The organism is Bradyrhizobium betae, from assembly GCF_004123905.1.
In the GTDB taxonomy this organism is placed as follows: domain Bacteria; phylum Pseudomonadota; class Alphaproteobacteria; order Rhizobiales; family Xanthobacteraceae; genus Bradyrhizobium; species Bradyrhizobium betae_A.
The window spans coordinates 1-15,478 of record NZ_MZXW01000057.1; the positions used below are offsets into that span (position 1 = coordinate 1).

The window sequence follows — 15,478 nt, forward strand, 5'->3', positions numbered from 1 at the left end:
ACGAAAAGCGGAAACTCTCGGAGTTCGTCGCGCCAAGCCTTAGTGCTTGTCCGGCGAGGACTGGGCAACAAACCTCAAGACCTTCAGTGCTTCAAGACCGAATGCGCCTGATTGGGCTACCAGGTACCCGCATGGACAAACCTAAGTATGATTTCAGAATCCAGATTGGCGGCTCATTTTTTTTAAGGCGATGCTGAGAGAGCGTCTTGCTCCCGCGCCTGTAAGGCTGTCTTGTCGATGCTTTCGATGATTTCGGTTATTGACGACGATGCAGCCGTCCGTGCAGCAATCGACAATCTGCTCAGCTCAGAAGGATATCTGGTCCGCACATTTGCGTCCGCCGAAGAGTTCCTGCAGTCACCCCAGTTGCACGACTGCGCATGTGTCGTTGCGGATGTGCAGATGACCGGCATGAGCGGGGTTGACCTCCTCAACCATATGCGCGCGCAAGGGCACAGTACGCCGTTCGTTTTCATTACAGGCGTCCCCGAAGACAGCGTGCGGGACGGGGCGCGGAAGGCCGGAGCCGTTGGCTTCCTGGCCAAGCCCTTTGCGGCACCCGAATTGATCAAATATGTCGAGGCTGCCATCACGCGCGGGAGTGCCAGCTAAGAACGCAAGAGCCGGTTCATGATCTAAGGCCGCCTGCGCCAACTCGTCACGTTCTTCAGCATGCACGAGGCGTTTCGCACGCATAAACCAAAGGTATGGGGCCTCTCAAACCAAGACGACAGTCGGAACAACATCCGTAGGATCGAGCCGCTCGCGCTGTTCGGGTTAGGCTGGCGCGCGTAACTGGAATCAAGGATGCGCCGGACGGTGCGGGCAGACGAGCGAAATGCGCAGGATGCATCCATGTCAACGGGGTCGTGCGAGCTCGTTTCACGGCTTCGCAGCGACCCCTCAGGCCGAGCAGAACTGTGGAGCATTTCTGCGATCTTTCGGGCGAGACAACGTGATGCACTTGCCTGAATTCATCCGATCCAGCAGGATGCGGTGGACCGTAGTGGTGACCTGCATCTTTGCGACATTTACCGTTGCTCTGCTCGGGTTCGTCTACTTGAGGACGAAGCATGACCTTACGCTGCGATCCGACCGCGCGATCGCTGCGGAGATCGAAAATCTTGTTGCCTTGCGGTCCGGTGAGAGGCTCGACGCGATCAACGACGGCCTGCAGTACGATCCAGGGCGCCATCGGATGGTGGGACTGTTTGGTGCGCACGGCGACAGGATCGCAGGCGATATGGAAAGGGAACCAGCCGATCTCCGGATCGATGGCACGGCACAAAATGCGGTGGCCGATAGAATAGACGGACTTGGTCGGGAGCAACAGGCCGTACGGCTGATCGCGCGAACGTTGCCGGATGGCAATGTGTTGCTGGTCGGACGCGATGTGGATGAAATCGAGGAGATTGCACGGGTCGTTGGGGGTACGCTCGCGCTGGCGCTATTTCCCGCGGTGTTCCTTTGCATTGCAGTCGGCACGGCGCTGAGCGCGCGCGCCCGAAAGCGTATCGTAGAGGTCAACGAGCGAGTGCAGCGCATCGTCGCGGGTAATTTGCGTGAACGGCTCCCGCTTGGGAGCAGCGACGATCCCCTCTCGCAACTAGCGACGATAGTCAATGGCATGCTCGACGAGATGGAGACTCTCATCGAGTCCCTCGCAGGCGTCGGTCGGGACATCGCGCACGACTTGCGTACGCCTCTTACCCGTGCGCGTTTGATGCTCGATCGCGGTCGCCGCAACGCCACGACACTGGAGCAATTGCAGGCAGTTGCGGACAAGACGACGGAGGCGCTTGATCAATCGCTATCCATCATCACGGCCATCCTGCGTCTTGCCGAAATAGAAGTAAGTCAGAGATCAGCTGGCTTCGGCCACGTCGCACTTGCGGATATAGTAACAGAAGTCGGCGACATGTATGAGCCGATAGCGGAAGATAAGGGAATCAGCCTTGTCGTCCAGTCACCAAACAAACTTACCGTTCATGGTGACCGTGATCTTTTGATTGAGGCGGTCGCCAATCTGGTCGACAACGCCGTTAAATTTACGCCGGCGGGCGGGCGGGTGGAGATCAATTTGGTACGCAGCCACGACGAGACCATCGTCCGCGTCAAGGATACCGGCTCGGGCATAAGCGAACAGGAGCGCGACGCTGTCTTGAGGCGCTTCTATCGGTCGGACAAGATGAGGCACACGCCGGGCCTGGGCCTCGGCCTGAACCTGGTTGCGGCAATCGTGAAGCTGCACGGATTCCGATTGACCATCCATCCAGGGGCTGGTTGCATCGTCGAGATCGCTTGCCCTTATGCTCCGGAGCGAACGTGACATAGGATTCGGTGACGTGAGGTGCCTAGTGACGCCGTCGCGGTGTTCGCCATCTCGGTGTCGGCTTCCTTGCTCATGCCGGCAACACGGACTTCGCCCACGACTTGGCCGTTTATGCGTATCGGAACGCCGCCGTGCAGTAGCTGCGATGCCGGCGGTGACAAACGCAATCGGGCACGATTGATGTTGTCCTCCATATTCTCCTTCAGCCGCTGCAGCCGCGCAGCGGTTCGAGCCTTGTCGTTGGCGAGTCTGCGCTTGCCGTACGGACGCCATCCATACGCCGGAAAGCAAGTAGATCGCCGGCTGGATCATCCGCTGCGATCGCCGAGGGCGCATTCCGTTGCTCTGCGCTCTCCCTGGCCGCTTGCAGGACGGTCTGGGCTCCCTGCTCACGAACGCGGCTACGAGTGGCACCCCTGGGCGGCGACGCGCCGAGTGCGGACGATAATGCGCGGTACTGACTGTCGAATCCAGTTCAGCAGTTTCGTCGGCATGAACAGGATCCGCTTGCACATTTCGCCTACGCGCCGGTTTACTGCGGTGCAGGACCTGTCAGAGGTCGGCCATCGCTTTGGTTAACGCCGACTGTGCGCCGGACGCGCTCGCTTATACGCCGATCACTTGCGCCAAGCCAAAACGGGCGATCGCCGTCATCCCCAACAACCCGTCACGGGCGCTCAAATATCCGCTCGACATACATCTCTATGCCCAGCGCCCTCTCGTCGAATGCTGCTTCTCGAAGCTGAAGCAATTCAGCCGCGTAGAAATCCGATTCGAAAAGACCGCCCGAAATTACCTTGCTGTCGTCACTCTCGCAGGAATCGTCTTATGGATGCGATAAGTGTCCGCAACGCTTAGCTCGGAGAGACATTGACGGTGTGGTGGTGGATGCCCGAAAGTACTTGACTCCAACCCGGTCGATCGTGGAAGCGGATGGCCGCACCCGACCCGCGCTGGGCCGCCGTGACGCCAGTGCAATGAGGCCCGATGGGGCTAATGTCTCGAGTTCTGAGTAAATTGCTTCGTTGCCGGTCGGCAACACACCGTGGACGTTTGCTCGGTCCACGATGCTGTCGCGGGAATCGGAAGACGCTGACGCAGCGATGCGCCCAGTCCGACTTTGTTCAGGCTGCTCCGGAGAGTTGCCGGTGTGGATCAATAACGAATTTGCTTGCGACGCCGGCGTCGAATGATTCGTAACCTGCGGGCGCCTGCTCAAGATCGATCACTTTGACATTTACGATTTTGGCGATGGGCAGTCTGTCCCAAAGTATCGCCTGCATGAGCTGCCGATTGTATTTGAGCACCGGCGTCTGGCCGGTATGGAGCGCATGCGATTTTGCCCAGCCAAGACCGAGGCGAAGACTGAGGTTGCCGTGTTTGGCAGCCTGCTCCTTCGCGCCAGGATCGTCGGTCACATACAGGCCGGGAATGCCGATCGCGCCGGCCGCCCGGGTAATTTCCATCAGACTATTGAGCACGACGGCAGGCGCTTCGGTCACCTTGCCGTCTGTTCCTTGCGCTTTCGCTTCAAAGCCGACGCAGTCGATCGCGGAGTCGACTTCTGGTACGCCGAGGACCTCAGCAACGAGTTCGCCGAGGCAATCGTGCCTGGTGAGATCGATGGGCTCGAAACCGACCTTCTTGGCGTGAGCGAGCCGCTCCTTGTTCATGTCTCCGATCAGCACGGCTGCCGCGCCAAGGATACGTGCGGCCGCGGCCGCCGCAAGCCCGACCGGCCCTGCCCCGGCGACGTAGACTGTCGATCCGACTCCGACCTTGGCGGTAACGGCGCCGTGGAACCCCGTCGGCAGAATATCGGAGAGGCAGGTCAGATCGCGGATCTTGTCCATCGCCTGAGCTTTGTCCGGAAATTTCAGCAGATTGAAGTCGGCATAGGGCACCATGACGTAGTCGGCCTGCCCGCCGATCCATCCGCCCATATCGACATATCCGTAGGCCCCCCCGGCGCGGTCGGAGTTGACGTGAAGGCAGACTCCGGTGTCGCCCTCTCGACAGGTTCGGCAGCGTCCGCATGCAACGTTGAAAGGAACCGATACCAGGTCGCCGATCTTGAGATATTCGACGTCGCGGCCCTTCTCGATTACTTCACCGGTGATCTCGTGCCCGAGCACCATGCCGGCCGGCGCTGTCGTGCGGCCGCGCACCATGTGTTGATCGGAGCCGCAGATGTTCGTCGTTACGACCTTGAGAATGACGCCGTGATCGATCGTCTTTCCTGCCGGATTGCGGAAGGTCGGAAAGTCGATGTTCTGGACTTCGACGCGGCCGGGCTTGAGGTAAACGACGCCGCGATTGGAGTTGGAAGGCATCTGCAATCTCCTTAGGTCTCACGCTGTGCGTCATGTCGACGCGATAGGTTTTCTGCTGGACGCAGGCGCTTCGGCGCGCGCAGCTGGTCCCAGTCATCCTCGAGGTATGGACGATCTTGAAGAGTACTTTGGCCGTCTTGCTGCAATTACCCCAATCTTGCGCTAATTCTATTTTGCATAGCGTCTTTTTGTTGCGTCAATTCTCCATCGCAACTTGCCAATGTCTCGATGCCTTGATCTTGTGGCAAATTCGCGCGCGGGGGCTTTGCCCCGGCTTCGTTCCACAATTGCGGGCTAAACACGTGAACCTCAATCGATCGTGACGGTCGAGTCTCAACTCCGCGTGAGCGGAGCCGACTTCACATCTTGTTCGTCGTCGCGACCGCCCCACTAATACGTCTGGGGTTGGACGGTATCAAAGCAATTCAGATCGAATAATGGCCAGCTCCACCGAATCGACCTTGAATCAACCCGCTGCACTTCCAGCTCCCCCAGGCTCGATCGCCGAGCACCAGCCGGGATGGCCGCAAACAAATTTTGAAACTCGTTCGCTCGTCAATATTTCCCCGCCTGAGATCGCCAAGCGCCGTTCCTCGAACTGGTGGGGGTTTCGCGGAGAGACGGTCCAGATCACCCGGCACACGCAATTTGAATACGGATTCGGAAATCCATGGCATCTGCTCATTGCGACAGACGTCGCCGAGCGCTTCGATGGCGAGTCCTTTGTTGAAGGCCTGCCGCGGTCGACCTTGCGCGATTCCACGCACAAGCTCACTTTTGTTCCCGCCGGGCGCGACTTCCGCGGATGGCAGAAACCGCGCGTATTGACGCACACAACCTGCTTTTACATTGATCCGCGCGGGCTTCTCGCCGATCCCGAGCTGCGGTTTGAGGAGATCGAATTCAAGCCCCGCCTGCTGTTTTACGATCGCGATGTATGGCAAACCGCGCTCAAACTCAAGCCCGCAATCGAGAACGCGGACACGGTGCATCGGCAATACGCCGAAGCACTCGGCATCATGCTGACGCATGAGCTCGTTCGCATCAACGCTGACACGGAGCTCCACGAGCCGGTCGGTCGGGGCGGCCTTGCGTCCTGGCAACAGAAGCGGGTGGCCGCCTATATGGAGGCGCATGTCGCGGACGATATTCCGCTTATGATGGGCGGCGTCGGGGCGCCTCCAGCGCTCATGCATTGACGATAGCGACCGGCTGCTTTGCGCCAGAAGGGGCCGTTCACAAGCGTGACTCCCTGCCCGCCGGGCGAACTGATAAGCTTTTGTTAGAAAGCTTATCAGTCCCGAAAATGAACTGCCGTTCTCGGGCGGCGGTCGTGATCAAACCAGTTTCCGCCAATAGTCTCCGCAAAACGGGAGTATTCGCGGACAAGGCCGGAAACTTTCGGCCATTCACCTCAAGTTCGACGAATCGGAAGTCCGGAGATGAAAGCGAATGCGAGAAAAGCTGGGATTTACGACACGTTTTCGCGTCTGTCAGGGAGCCAGGCGGAACGCACGATTGGGTGGCTGGGGCGGCAGGTATCGAATCGCCAAATTGCTGACCGTGGGCCAGCGATCCACTTGTCGAAGACGATCCCGTTGACGCGGATGATATCTACGCCGTGCTTGGTCCCGAAATCGCTGCCGCGGATCCAGGGCACGAGGCCGACCCGGCGCGTCGACAGCAGGCACCGCGGTCCAAGCATGGCGTCGTCGAGATAACCTGAATCCACCCCGAGCCGGAACACGCGGTTCAGAGTTTCATAGTCGATGCTCTCTCGCTTCACCGAAGGCTTGGCGTAGTCGGGCCATCGCACGCGAAAGCCCTGGAATGGGTCACGCGACCGATGCAGCCACGTTGCGGGGTGGATTATTGCGCGAACGATCTGCACGTAACCGTCCTGCATCGTCTTCAGCGCAATCGATTCGTAGCAATGCTCCGCCTTGTTCTTGGCGATCGCAGCCTTAATGCCCATCGCCAGCAATTCTTCCGTCTGATCTCCCTTTTGGGAGAATTGCAGCAGCAGATATTGCAGTTCATTGACATAGTTCTGCAGGTCGATCGGCATGTACTGATCGAGCGGCCGATCTCCGACCAAGGTTTTGAACACGCTGGTGCGCCAGCGAGCGGTGCTGATCGCGCCCGCGGAAGCGCCGCCATTTTCGCGGATCGCGAGGTATTCGTCCTCGATCTGGCTGAACAGCGGCGAGGGCCCGGCATTGGCCTCACGCTGTTCGGGAAGCGCAGCCGGTGGATCGCGGCGGACCAGCACGACGGGACGATCCACCCTGTCCGAAGCGGGCTGTGGTGGATCGCGGTGGCCTGCTGCAGCAAAGCAAGCTGCCGATCGGCGACCTCGGCGAGCTTCCCGATGGCATCCGTCAGAGGTGCGGCGAGCGGCGGAAGCCCCTCGCCGGCGCGCCAGCGATCCCAGATGTCGTTGCGCAGCAGGTCGGCACGTCCCGTCACGGTCGGGTGGCCCGCATCGCCTTTGTTGACTGTGTTTCGGCGCGGGGTCTTGACGCTTATCGGCGTGGGGGTCCAATGGATCAGGTTAAATGCAATCAATGACTTGAAGGGGTCCCCAAGACGCCGATGGGGGTCATTTTTCGATCAGCATTTACACTCTGAGCGCCGATCGCTGGCCGGACGATGTTCGCTTGTCTGATGTTGAGCCGCGCTTCGTCTGCGGCGGATGCGGCAACCGGGGTTCTGACGTCAGACCGGATTTCAGCAGCGGCAAGCCGCCGCAATTTGCGACGCCGAACGCTCGTTAGAGGAACGAACGCGCAGAGGAACACTTGCAGCTTTTGCTAGCTGTCTCCCTTGAGCTGGCGGAGCGGCCCCGGCATCAACCCTCAGGCCCCCCAGCCGGGGTCGCCTCTAAGCCGCGCGGCCTTGCCTTACTCCGCGGGGCTTCCTTGGGAAAACAAAGTTGCGTCCAGAGTCTGCCCATGTAGTGGCGAGACGTCCTATAACATCACGACAAGATTCCGTCCGATGTGCAAAGTGCGACCGCCCGACAAGGTTATAGAGCGCATTTGGAACCCAAAGCCACCCGGCTTCCTCCGGATCTTCGAATGCGAATGCGGCGAGTTGGTCTGGGAAGAACAGCTACATGAGGAGGTGGAGGCAGGGCCTTGAACAACGCGCCCGCCCTACGCACGCCGATGGCCGGCAGATGAAGATTACCTTTGGCGAGATGCGCGAGATGGGCCTGCGTGGCGTCCTGGTCGACTGCCATTGCGGTCACAACGTTGCTCTAAGCGCCGATCGCTGGCCAGACGATGTTCGCTTGTCTGATATCGAACCACGGTTCGTTTGCGAAGGGTGCGGATCTCGCGGCGCAGACGTTCGGCCGGACTTCGACTGGAAGGCCAAAGCGCCTTTCGGTGGCTTGGGTAAAGACGGCCCCGGCCGTGGGGGCTTTTGAGGTGTGGGAGGCCGGGGCCGCTGGAGGTGCTGGACTGCGTCGGTCCAGCGACCCGAGCCTAGGAAAGTTCGGCGTTTCGCTCTGTTCGCTTTCACACCTTGGCAGTACAGTTCCCCTCGGGGAACGGAGTAGCTGCAATGAAAGACATGCAGGTTCAGTTGGAAAAGCTCCGCACAGATGCCGCCGAGTGCGCCCTCATCGGTGATCTGGCGACCGACCCGAAGAAACGAGAGCTGTTTACGAGGCTGGCTGATCACCTGACGGTTCTCGCCTCAGAAGTCGAACGCGCAATCGCGGACAGCGTGAAGCACAATTGATGGAGATAGCCGGCGGCGGCCTTTCGAGGATCCGGTGAGAATTGGCGATTCCGGGTTTCTAAGGCTGTAGGGGTGGTTTTTGATTCGTATTTCCCTGCCACGGCTTCGAGTGCTCATGCTCAGCAATCCACTTGACCGCGTCGCCTTCCGAAATAAAGCCCTTGATTACTTCCGTTTCGCCATCGGGCCACAGAATATCGACCCCCCAGCCAAGTCCGGGATTTTTCCGAGCCATGAAAATTGGTCGCTGCTCGAACATCCGCCGAATATGCGCCTATGGTGCCCAGGTTCAAGCCAGCTATCCTGCCGCAATCAAACTCGCACACTGCCCCCCGCATCCGCCCGCCAAGCCGGGCCGGTTCGCTTCATGACGGCCTCTCATCCCCACGGTTTGATGACGCTCTCGGCGTCACGGAAGATGAGAGGAAAGTCTAATGAATATTCCCGTTCGTATCGGCATGGACACTTCGAAGTCGGTGTTCCAGCTTCACGGTGTTGATGAGAATGAGGTAGTGGTCGTTCGGCGCCAGTTTCGGCGAGCCGAGATGATCCGCTACTTCGAGCGGCTTCCGCCAGTTCTCGTCGCCATCGAGTCCTGCGGCAGCTCGCACCATTGGGGACGCCTGCTGCAATCGTTTGGACACGTGGTAAAGCTAATCCCACCTCAGTATGTGAAGGCCTACGGAAACGCGGCAAGAACGACGCGGCCGGTGCCGAGGCGCTGTGCGAGGCGGTTACCCGGCCCAGCATGCGGTTCGTACCGGTGAAATCGAAGGAACGGCAAGCGGGTTGCATGTTGATGACCGTGCGAGAACGCCTGGTCAGCGTGAAGTCTCAGCTCTCCAATGCTTTCAGAAGCTATGCCGCTGAGTTTGGTATCGTCGGCCCCGCCGGCCGGCAGAACGTAGCCGCACTCATCAAACGTGTGCTGGAAGACGATAGCCTGCCGGAAATGGCGCGGGATCTCTTCCGCTTTCAGGCGGACGAGTATGCTGCGGCTGAAGCCCGCCTGGCGAAGATCGAGGCCAAGCTGATGAAGTGGCATCGCGATGATGACATCAGCAGGCGTATTGCGACAATTCCCGGCATCGGTCCGATTGGGTCGTCGATGCTCAGCATGAAGGCACCACCGCCCGAGACGTTCAGATAGGGTCGCGACTTTGCGGCATGGCTCGGACTGACACCAAGGATCATTCAACCGGCGGCCGGCAAAGACTCGGCGGCATTACAAAGGCTGGAGATTCTGTACTGCGATCGACGTTGATTGTCGGGCCACCGCGCTGCTGAGGCATATCCGCAAGGGTCGTCATAAGCCCACACCATGGCTCGCCTCACTGCTGGAGCGAAAGCCGCCGAAATTGGTTGCGGTGGCATTGGCCAACAAGTTTGCCCGCATCGCTTTGGCGCTTGATGATATCGGGCGGCGTGTACAACCAGCCGGTAGCAGCCATGCCGACTTGATCTGAAATCGGGCGCGAGCGAGGTTGCTCGGCGGATTGCCCACGAACTTGCAGCACGCAGTAGATGGAAGGACCGATCGGTCGATACGCGCGAGCTTCCGAAGATTACACTGGCACCACGAGTGTCGCCCATGTGCTTGGAGCGTGCGTAGCGAACACCATCTCGGCCAGCGGACTTTGTCCGCGCAAACAGGCCGGACATCTGATAGCAAGCGATCTGGTCGGAAGTCTGCTACAATCCTGACAAGTGGGGGGCCGTCCACATCTGCAATGTCTAACCCCCGACGCGCAGTAGCTCGCGCGCGTTCCGGGGCGCTCATTGAGAGCGTGAGGCTGCTTGGTCATCCAAGGTTCAGGGAGGAACGCCTAACTTGGTTGGCGGGGATAGTCTCCGCTGGAGTAGCATAGATGAAATTCACACTTACTCTTGCCGCCCTGGCCGTTCTCGGTGGGACCGCATTCACAATTGCAACGGCATCGGCAATGCCAGTTGCTCCGCTGGGACAATCCAACAACGTCGCGAACGTTGAGACAGTAGCCCTGGTGTGCGGCCGGCACGGATGTGTCCGAACTCGCCCGGTCTATCGTCCCGCCTATCGCCGCGGCGTAGTCGTCGTCCGTCGGCCTTATGCCCATCGGTACTATCGGCGCTACTGATTCAGACTTTCGTTCAAACGAAAGCCCTGCCGGCGTAAACCGGCGCACAGAAAGAGGCCGCCAACCAAGGCGGCCTTAGCTCTTGTTTTCCGCAGGCGGATACACTCGCGTTCGCAACGTGTTCACGGGCGGACTAAATACCTTGAGATAGCTCAAGGTAAGCACAAAACGGAAACACGGCACTGAGCACGATTCCTTAGTTCGGAGATTGTAGGCCGGGAGAGCTCAGCCAATCGCTGATATGCGCGCCAGTATTAGCTAACCGTGCTTTCCTAAGAAGTGCCTCGCGTTCCGCGCCTGCCGGTAATGCGCTGGCCTGCTCCTTGTACCTTGTTGCCAGTTCGGCCAATCGTTCCTCAAGAGAGTAGGTCTGCTTCACTCGGCGGCGCTCCGTCATGGCGCTTTCCTCGGCCGTTAACAACGACTCCAAAACCAGAAAACCTAAGTTCAGTTCCAACGGGGGGAACGAACTTAGCCCCTGAACATTCTAATAAGGGAGATTAGCCCGCCAGCGTGAACCGGCGGGCCTTTGATCCTCACTGCGCTTGCTTCTTTGTCGAGGTCGGCGGCTTCCCTGTGCCGCTCTTCGGGGGACCATAATCGCTGAGTTACGTCCGCCATAGCCCCAGCCTTGCAATCCATTTTGTTAGCCGATGCTGGCGATGTCATGAAGCCGGCGGCGATCATGGCCGCCCCCGAATGTAGCGATTATCTCAGCAGAGCGAAGCAGCTCCCCCACGTCGTCCGCGTGTGTCTCGCCGTTGTGGAGAATCGGGAAGTAGTAACGCATAGCCGCGGCCCTCGTCCTTTAGCCGCGATCATGCCCACATGTCGGGGCGGCCCGCACCTGTCAAAACGACAGGGTCTCGCGAGCGGATCACCGGGTGCCCTCCTCACAGCCCCCACAGCGTGTGTCGTCGTTGACCCGCAGCAACAACGCTCGACGCATCCCGCTAGACGGCGTGGTAACAATACGTGACCTTGTCCCCTTGGGCACTTGGCTGGCGCCGACAACCTACCGAAACCGACTCAATTGGCTTTAAACACCACGCCGACGCGAGTATCACTGGACCAAACGAGACGACAATCTCTGATGATACGGTCTCTTTCCAACATCATCTTGAATGTGGCACGCATGTGCAGCTTCGTCGGTAGCTCGATCCCAGCCCCGTCCTCCGAGATGTTGAAAACGCGGCAACGTTGGCTGCCGCCATCTCAAAAAATGTATGCGACCAAGTCGACGTCCGAACGATCGATCTTCCGGCGATCCGACATGATTACTTATCCTTGAGTTGACGCGGCTGTCTCGGGTCCTTCATTGGTCGAAGCTATTTCAAGCAGTCTAAACTGCCTCGCGATCCGTGTTGCCAAGCGCGACCGCTCTTTGGCTAACTCTCTCTCATAGTCGGATACGTCGTGTCCGTCTCGCTTAAGGACCTCGATCAGGATCGTTTGGCTCTGAACATAGGTCACCTTGTCAGCGATCTCTCGCGTCAAAACAGCCAGCTCGTCATCATTATCTGATGTCACGGCGATCTCCTTGGTCGGACTGATCACGCGCAGAAAGGCGCTATTTTGCATGCCCAATACTTACAGATCGTTACGCGGGCACCCTGGACCGCCCCTATAGGCGCGTGGCCAGTTCGGCCCTGGCCAAGCAAGCTGGGTGCAAGCGCAACCTCGCGACGCTCCAAACCTGGAACTCATCATTTACCAGCATGCTATACGATGGTGGTCCGCAGCGCTTTTGCTGGCGAGAAATCGATGTCCAACGATCGACAAGAGATCCGCCCGTGGTCGCCGGAAGAAGAAGCGCAACTACTTGCGCTACTCGATGAGGGCATGACTGCAACCGAGCTTGGCGAGCGCTTGGGTCGCAGTCGCCAGGCCGTCTACGGTCGGTTACAACGTTTCCGCAAGCAGCGAGGCCGAGTAAGCCGCACCAGCAGGCGCGCCTTCGCGCAATGGATCGGTTAGCCGGCGGTGTCCCTCCCCGGCGCAGCAGCCGCCGCGGCTTTGCATCATTCATCCGGCAACAACCTTGCTCGGCAGTGCGGCGTCGTGTTGTGCGCGCCAGCTGGACGATCGCAACCGTCGAGGCAACGTACCCTCGAAGAGTGTTGACTTGCGCTGACCCTGAGGGAATGGACGGGATAGCGGAGAATTGCCTAAACTGACGCGATGCACCGCGAAATCAAAGAGATGCTGATCGGTTCAGGCATCATAATCCTACTCGGCATCGGCATCATCGCATGGCCGCCCCTCGGCCTATTCGTTGATCGCTACTTTTTCTCGTACCTGAGACTGGCGCTGCAGTGGGCCATCTCTTGAAGCAAATCGGCACCGACCCTGAGACAGTTTCAGATTCCCCTCGCCGCGGCGTCCAAGGAATGCCCGAAAATCCATTGAGTAACGAAAACGTCGCCGAAAGGCTCAAGGTCGTGCGAAAAGCCGTTGCCGGGACGCAGACGGCGTTTTGTAAGCGCATCGGGATTGAAGTGCAGCGCTGGAACAATTTCGAACGGGGCCTGCCAAACAGCGGCGGCATTTTGTTGGTGCAAAAGAGTCCTGGCCTTACCTTGCATTGGTTATTCTTAGGGAAAAGCGGATGGGTTGCCACTCCAACTTCGCGATGAGTTGGAGTTCCACAACGCCGCAGCTACAACCCTGAACATGCGCGTCACTCCTGTCGGTGAAGGCGCGTTTAAATTTCGTTGCGCGTATTGGGTGAGTGCGCGGCTTGCGAACTGCGCCCTATGTTGTTAGAGACGCGCCTTCAACATCGAAGGAGCATCGCTTTGCCTAAAAAGAAACAAGTAGTTCGCCGCGAGTGGACGAAGAATGACATCAAGGAACTTAAAGCGCACTCAAAGGCGCGAACGCCTGTCGCCAAAATATCCAAGGCAACCAAGCGCACCGTTGGTGCGCTCCGTCAGAAGGCGCTCAATCTCGGAATAGGCCTCGGGCATCAGCGCTAAATTGACGGTGGTCTAGGTGATACTGAGTCCGTTGAGCGAGCCGCCAAAAACCGATATGATTTAACGGTCGCATCTGCGCCGATCATGTGCAGACTGCTGCATCCGTTAAGGCCGCCGGAGAACTTCGCGGCTTTGGGGTTGAGGGCTCGCCATCCAGCCCCGGCGGGCCCTCCCTCCGTCAGCAAGACTTTTTCCCCGAGTGTGACCTCGACAACATTGCGGACTCGTGCCGTCGCTGTAGGCTTATCTCGCCGGGGCTGGAATCAATATTTCACGTCTTCATTTTACCCGGCTGGCCGCAGTGGTACGCCGCTGCGGCCTTTTCGTTTGGCGCCTATCTTCACGGCGCGTTTGGAGGGCTCACCCCATCCGTAGATTTTCAGCCGAGTCGTTTCCGCGGTTGTTCACGACATCGAAGCTGCCAAGGACGTGTAACCAGCCTTCTCAACCGCTGAGATATGGACGAAGACGTCCTTGCCGCCGTTGTCAGGTTGAATGAACCCGTAACCCTTCGTCGGGTTGAACCACTTCACGGTCCCCATAGCCACTTAACTTCTCCGTTCTTCAAACAGGAAAACTAGTACTAGAGCTCAGACAAAAGCAAGGCTGATGCGGACGCGTATTTACGCAATGGATCGGATAGCCGAGGGTTGCTCACCCGTCACAACTCCAGTTTCTTGGCGTCCCTGACCGCAGCCACAACGCTCGACGTGGCCTCCTGCTGGACAGCGTTGGCAACACTGCCGATCCGGGGTGCGCCTGTACGACTGCCAGCCTGTAAGCGGTTGTTTTCGGGATGCCAGTTTGTCTACGGCAGCAAGACGGACGTATTGAAGTCCGATGTACGATGATAGTCTTCTGTTTTTGCTGCTCGCGCTATTTGCTCTGACGCCGTCCTGATAGTGCTTTTTTGTGCTGGGGAGGACATTATGCGAGGCTCTCGCGCAATCCTTTACGAACGACTTAGCGAACTCGCTTCTCAACTCTCAGAGTTGGAGGATCTTCGAGATCTGGTGGAAGAAGCTGAGCGAAGCGCCCGCGGTGTGCCTCCATTACGCTTGACACATGCTCCTTCGCGCCGCCTTCGAAGTCGTAATCCGGGGGCCATGTCTGTCCGTCTCCGTCGCCACGCGCCACCAGCGGGGAATGCAGGAGCTATCAGCCTCCCGGATATCCTCGCGACGCGCACCGATGTGCTCTCGCCTCGCATGTTACGCATCATCGAGGATCTCGCGGGCGACTGGCGCCGGCGGGCTGCGCGTATCGAGGACCTCTCCCGCGAAATCGGGGCCTTGGCCCGTCAAGAAAAAGGCTGCGAGCGACTGATGACGGTGCCCGGCATTGGCCCGATCATCTCGAGCGCGATGGTGGCTGCGATCGGCACTGGAGACGTGTTCTCGAAAGGCCGCGACTTCGGCGCCTGGCTTGGACTGGTGCCGAAGCAGATATCGACCGGCGACCGCACGATCCTCGGCAAGATATCAAGGCGCGGAAATCGGTACCTGCGCGCGCTGTTTGTGCAGGCCGCGTGGGTTGTGCTGGTCAAGGTCAAGGGTTGGGAGCGCTATGGCCTCAAATCTTGGATCGAAGCCGCCAAGAAACGATTGCACCACAACGTGCTGGCGATTGCGCTCGCCAACAAGCTCGCCCGGATCGCCTGGGCGGTTCTCAACAAGGGACGCGCCTTCGAGTGCGTCAACACGGAGGAGACGGCGTCCCGAGCTGCCTGATCCTCGCACCGTGCTCGGGGCCATCAAGGCGCGACCTAACCGCGGTAGAGCAAGACGTCAGGACAGCACGACGGCCGGCCTTGACGGCCCTTGCGCGGCGCGTCTGCGCGCGCAGGCCGGGACAAAGGAACGACCGCCAGGCACGAACTAAGGAACAGCACGAAGTGAGGTGCGATCGATGACGTAACCAACATCCCTTACCCGCCGAGGTCTGCGAGAGGAATGAGACAACGATGGA

Annotated in this window: 10 protein-coding genes and 6 pseudogenes; 9 read left to right on the top strand and 7 right to left on the bottom strand. The window is 59.1% G+C overall.

From position 1 onward, the window contains the following. Positions 1-237 precede the first annotated feature (237 nt). Positions 238-612: a response regulator transcription factor gene (locus tag B5V03_RS40515; RefSeq protein ID WP_129276004.1), complete on the top strand. Its 375-nt coding sequence runs from the start codon at positions 238-240 to the stop codon at positions 610-612. Positions 613-964: 352 nt separating this feature from the next. Beyond that, on the top strand, positions 965-2,329 hold the full coding sequence (locus tag B5V03_RS40520; protein WP_245502491.1) for a sensor histidine kinase: 1,365 nt from the start codon (positions 965-967) through the stop codon (positions 2,327-2,329). Here B5V03_RS40520 and B5V03_RS43120 read toward each other — a convergent pair. Beyond that, positions 2,308-2,708 (bottom strand): annotated as a pseudogene (locus B5V03_RS43120) (heme-binding protein); the annotation flags it as partial. The gene B5V03_RS40520 and the pseudogene B5V03_RS43120 sit on opposite strands and share 22 nt — an antisense overlap. A 258-nt stretch (positions 2,709-2,966) precedes the next feature. On the opposite strand from B5V03_RS43120, the pseudogene B5V03_RS40535 reads away from it, so the two are divergent. After that, a pseudogene (locus tag B5V03_RS40535) lies at positions 2,967-3,173 on the top strand (IS5/IS1182 family transposase); the annotation flags it as partial. A gap of 283 nt (positions 3,174-3,456) precedes the next feature. Here the strand turns inward: B5V03_RS40535 and fdhA are convergent. Beyond that, positions 3,457-4,665, bottom strand: coding sequence for a formaldehyde dehydrogenase, glutathione-independent (gene fdhA / locus B5V03_RS40540; protein ID WP_129276006.1), 1,209 nt, complete (start codon positions 4,663-4,665; stop codon positions 3,457-3,459). Between the two features lie 437 nt (positions 4,666-5,102). Between fdhA and B5V03_RS40545 the strand changes: the two genes are divergently transcribed. Further along, positions 5,103-5,864, top strand: a complete 762-nt coding sequence (locus B5V03_RS40545; protein WP_129276007.1) for a hypothetical protein — start codon at positions 5,103-5,105, stop codon at positions 5,862-5,864. 272 nt (positions 5,865-6,136) lie between these two features. On the opposite strand, the gene B5V03_RS40550 is transcribed toward B5V03_RS40545, so the two are convergent. Next, complete coding sequence (locus tag B5V03_RS40550) at positions 6,137-6,937, bottom strand: hypothetical protein (RefSeq protein WP_129276008.1); 801 nt, start codon at positions 6,935-6,937, stop codon at positions 6,137-6,139. Positions 6,938-7,783: 846 nt separating this feature from the next. On the opposite strand from B5V03_RS40550, the gene B5V03_RS42665 reads away from it, so the two are divergent. The 3 genes and pseudogenes from B5V03_RS42665 (at position 7,784) to B5V03_RS40565 (ending at position 9,876) form a co-directional block, all read left to right on the top strand. Then, positions 7,784-8,098, top strand: coding sequence for a hypothetical protein (locus tag B5V03_RS42665; protein WP_129276009.1), 315 nt, complete (start codon positions 7,784-7,786; stop codon positions 8,096-8,098). A gap of 137 nt (positions 8,099-8,235) precedes the next feature. Beyond that, positions 8,236-8,415: a hypothetical protein gene (locus tag B5V03_RS40560; RefSeq protein WP_129276010.1), complete on the top strand. Its 180-nt coding sequence runs from the start codon at positions 8,236-8,238 to the stop codon at positions 8,413-8,415. A 434-nt stretch (positions 8,416-8,849) separates the two neighbouring features. Then, positions 8,850-9,876 (top strand): annotated as a pseudogene (locus B5V03_RS40565) (IS110 family transposase). 1,685 nt (positions 9,877-11,561) lie between these two features. Here B5V03_RS40565 and B5V03_RS42675 read toward each other — a convergent pair. Then, positions 11,562-11,732 (bottom strand): annotated as a pseudogene (locus B5V03_RS42675) (PilZ domain-containing protein); the annotation flags it as partial. Between the two features lie 81 nt (positions 11,733-11,813). Continuing rightward, positions 11,814-12,113, bottom strand: a complete 300-nt coding sequence (locus B5V03_RS40585; RefSeq protein ID WP_245502492.1) for a hypothetical protein — start codon at positions 12,111-12,113, stop codon at positions 11,814-11,816. Positions 12,114-12,260: 147 nt separating this feature from the next. Here B5V03_RS40585 and B5V03_RS40590 point away from each other — a divergent pair, with 147 nt between their 5' ends. Next, complete coding sequence (locus B5V03_RS40590) at positions 12,261-12,509, top strand: helix-turn-helix domain-containing protein (RefSeq protein ID WP_129276012.1); 249 nt, start codon at positions 12,261-12,263, stop codon at positions 12,507-12,509. Positions 12,510-12,892: 383 nt separating this feature from the next. Here the strand turns inward: B5V03_RS40590 and B5V03_RS40595 are convergent, their stop codons facing one another. Both B5V03_RS40595 and B5V03_RS42120 read right to left on the bottom strand, forming a co-directional pair. Next, positions 12,893-13,117: a hypothetical protein gene (locus B5V03_RS40595; protein WP_129276013.1), complete on the bottom strand. Its 225-nt coding sequence runs from the start codon at positions 13,115-13,117 to the stop codon at positions 12,893-12,895. Between the two features lie 753 nt (positions 13,118-13,870). Beyond that, positions 13,871-14,058, bottom strand: a pseudogene (locus B5V03_RS42120) (cold-shock protein). A 615-nt stretch (positions 14,059-14,673) separates the two neighbouring features. On the opposite strand from B5V03_RS42120, the pseudogene B5V03_RS40610 reads away from it, so the two are divergent. Then, positions 14,674-15,240: pseudogene (locus B5V03_RS40610) on the top strand (IS110 family transposase); the annotation flags it as partial. Between the last annotated feature and the right edge of the window lie 238 nt (positions 15,241-15,478).

What these genes read in the sequence shown, in the direction of transcription:
- B5V03_RS42665 (WP_129276009.1), top strand. Translation starts at nt 7,784, where the DNA reads ATGAGGAGGTGGAGGCAGGGCCTTGAACAACGCGCCCGCCCTACGCAC.
- B5V03_RS40585 (WP_245502492.1), bottom strand. Translation starts at nt 12,113, where the DNA reads ATGCAAAATAGCGCCTTTCTGCGCGTGATCAGTCCGACCAAGGAGATC.
- B5V03_RS40560 (WP_129276010.1), top strand. Translation starts at nt 8,236, where the DNA reads ATGAAAGACATGCAGGTTCAGTTGGAAAAGCTCCGCACAGATGCCGCC.
- fdhA (WP_129276006.1), bottom strand. Translation starts at nt 4,665, where the DNA reads ATGCCTTCCAACTCCAATCGCGGCGTCGTTTACCTCAAGCCCGGCCGC.
- B5V03_RS40590 (WP_129276012.1), top strand. Translation starts at nt 12,261, where the DNA reads ATGGTGGTCCGCAGCGCTTTTGCTGGCGAGAAATCGATGTCCAACGAT.
- B5V03_RS40515 (WP_129276004.1), top strand. Translation starts at nt 238, where the DNA reads ATGCTTTCGATGATTTCGGTTATTGACGACGATGCAGCCGTCCGTGCA.
- B5V03_RS40595 (WP_129276013.1), bottom strand. Translation starts at nt 13,117, where the DNA reads ATGCAAGGTAAGGCCAGGACTCTTTTGCACCAACAAAATGCCGCCGCT.
- B5V03_RS40545 (WP_129276007.1), top strand. Translation starts at nt 5,103, where the DNA reads ATGGCCAGCTCCACCGAATCGACCTTGAATCAACCCGCTGCACTTCCA.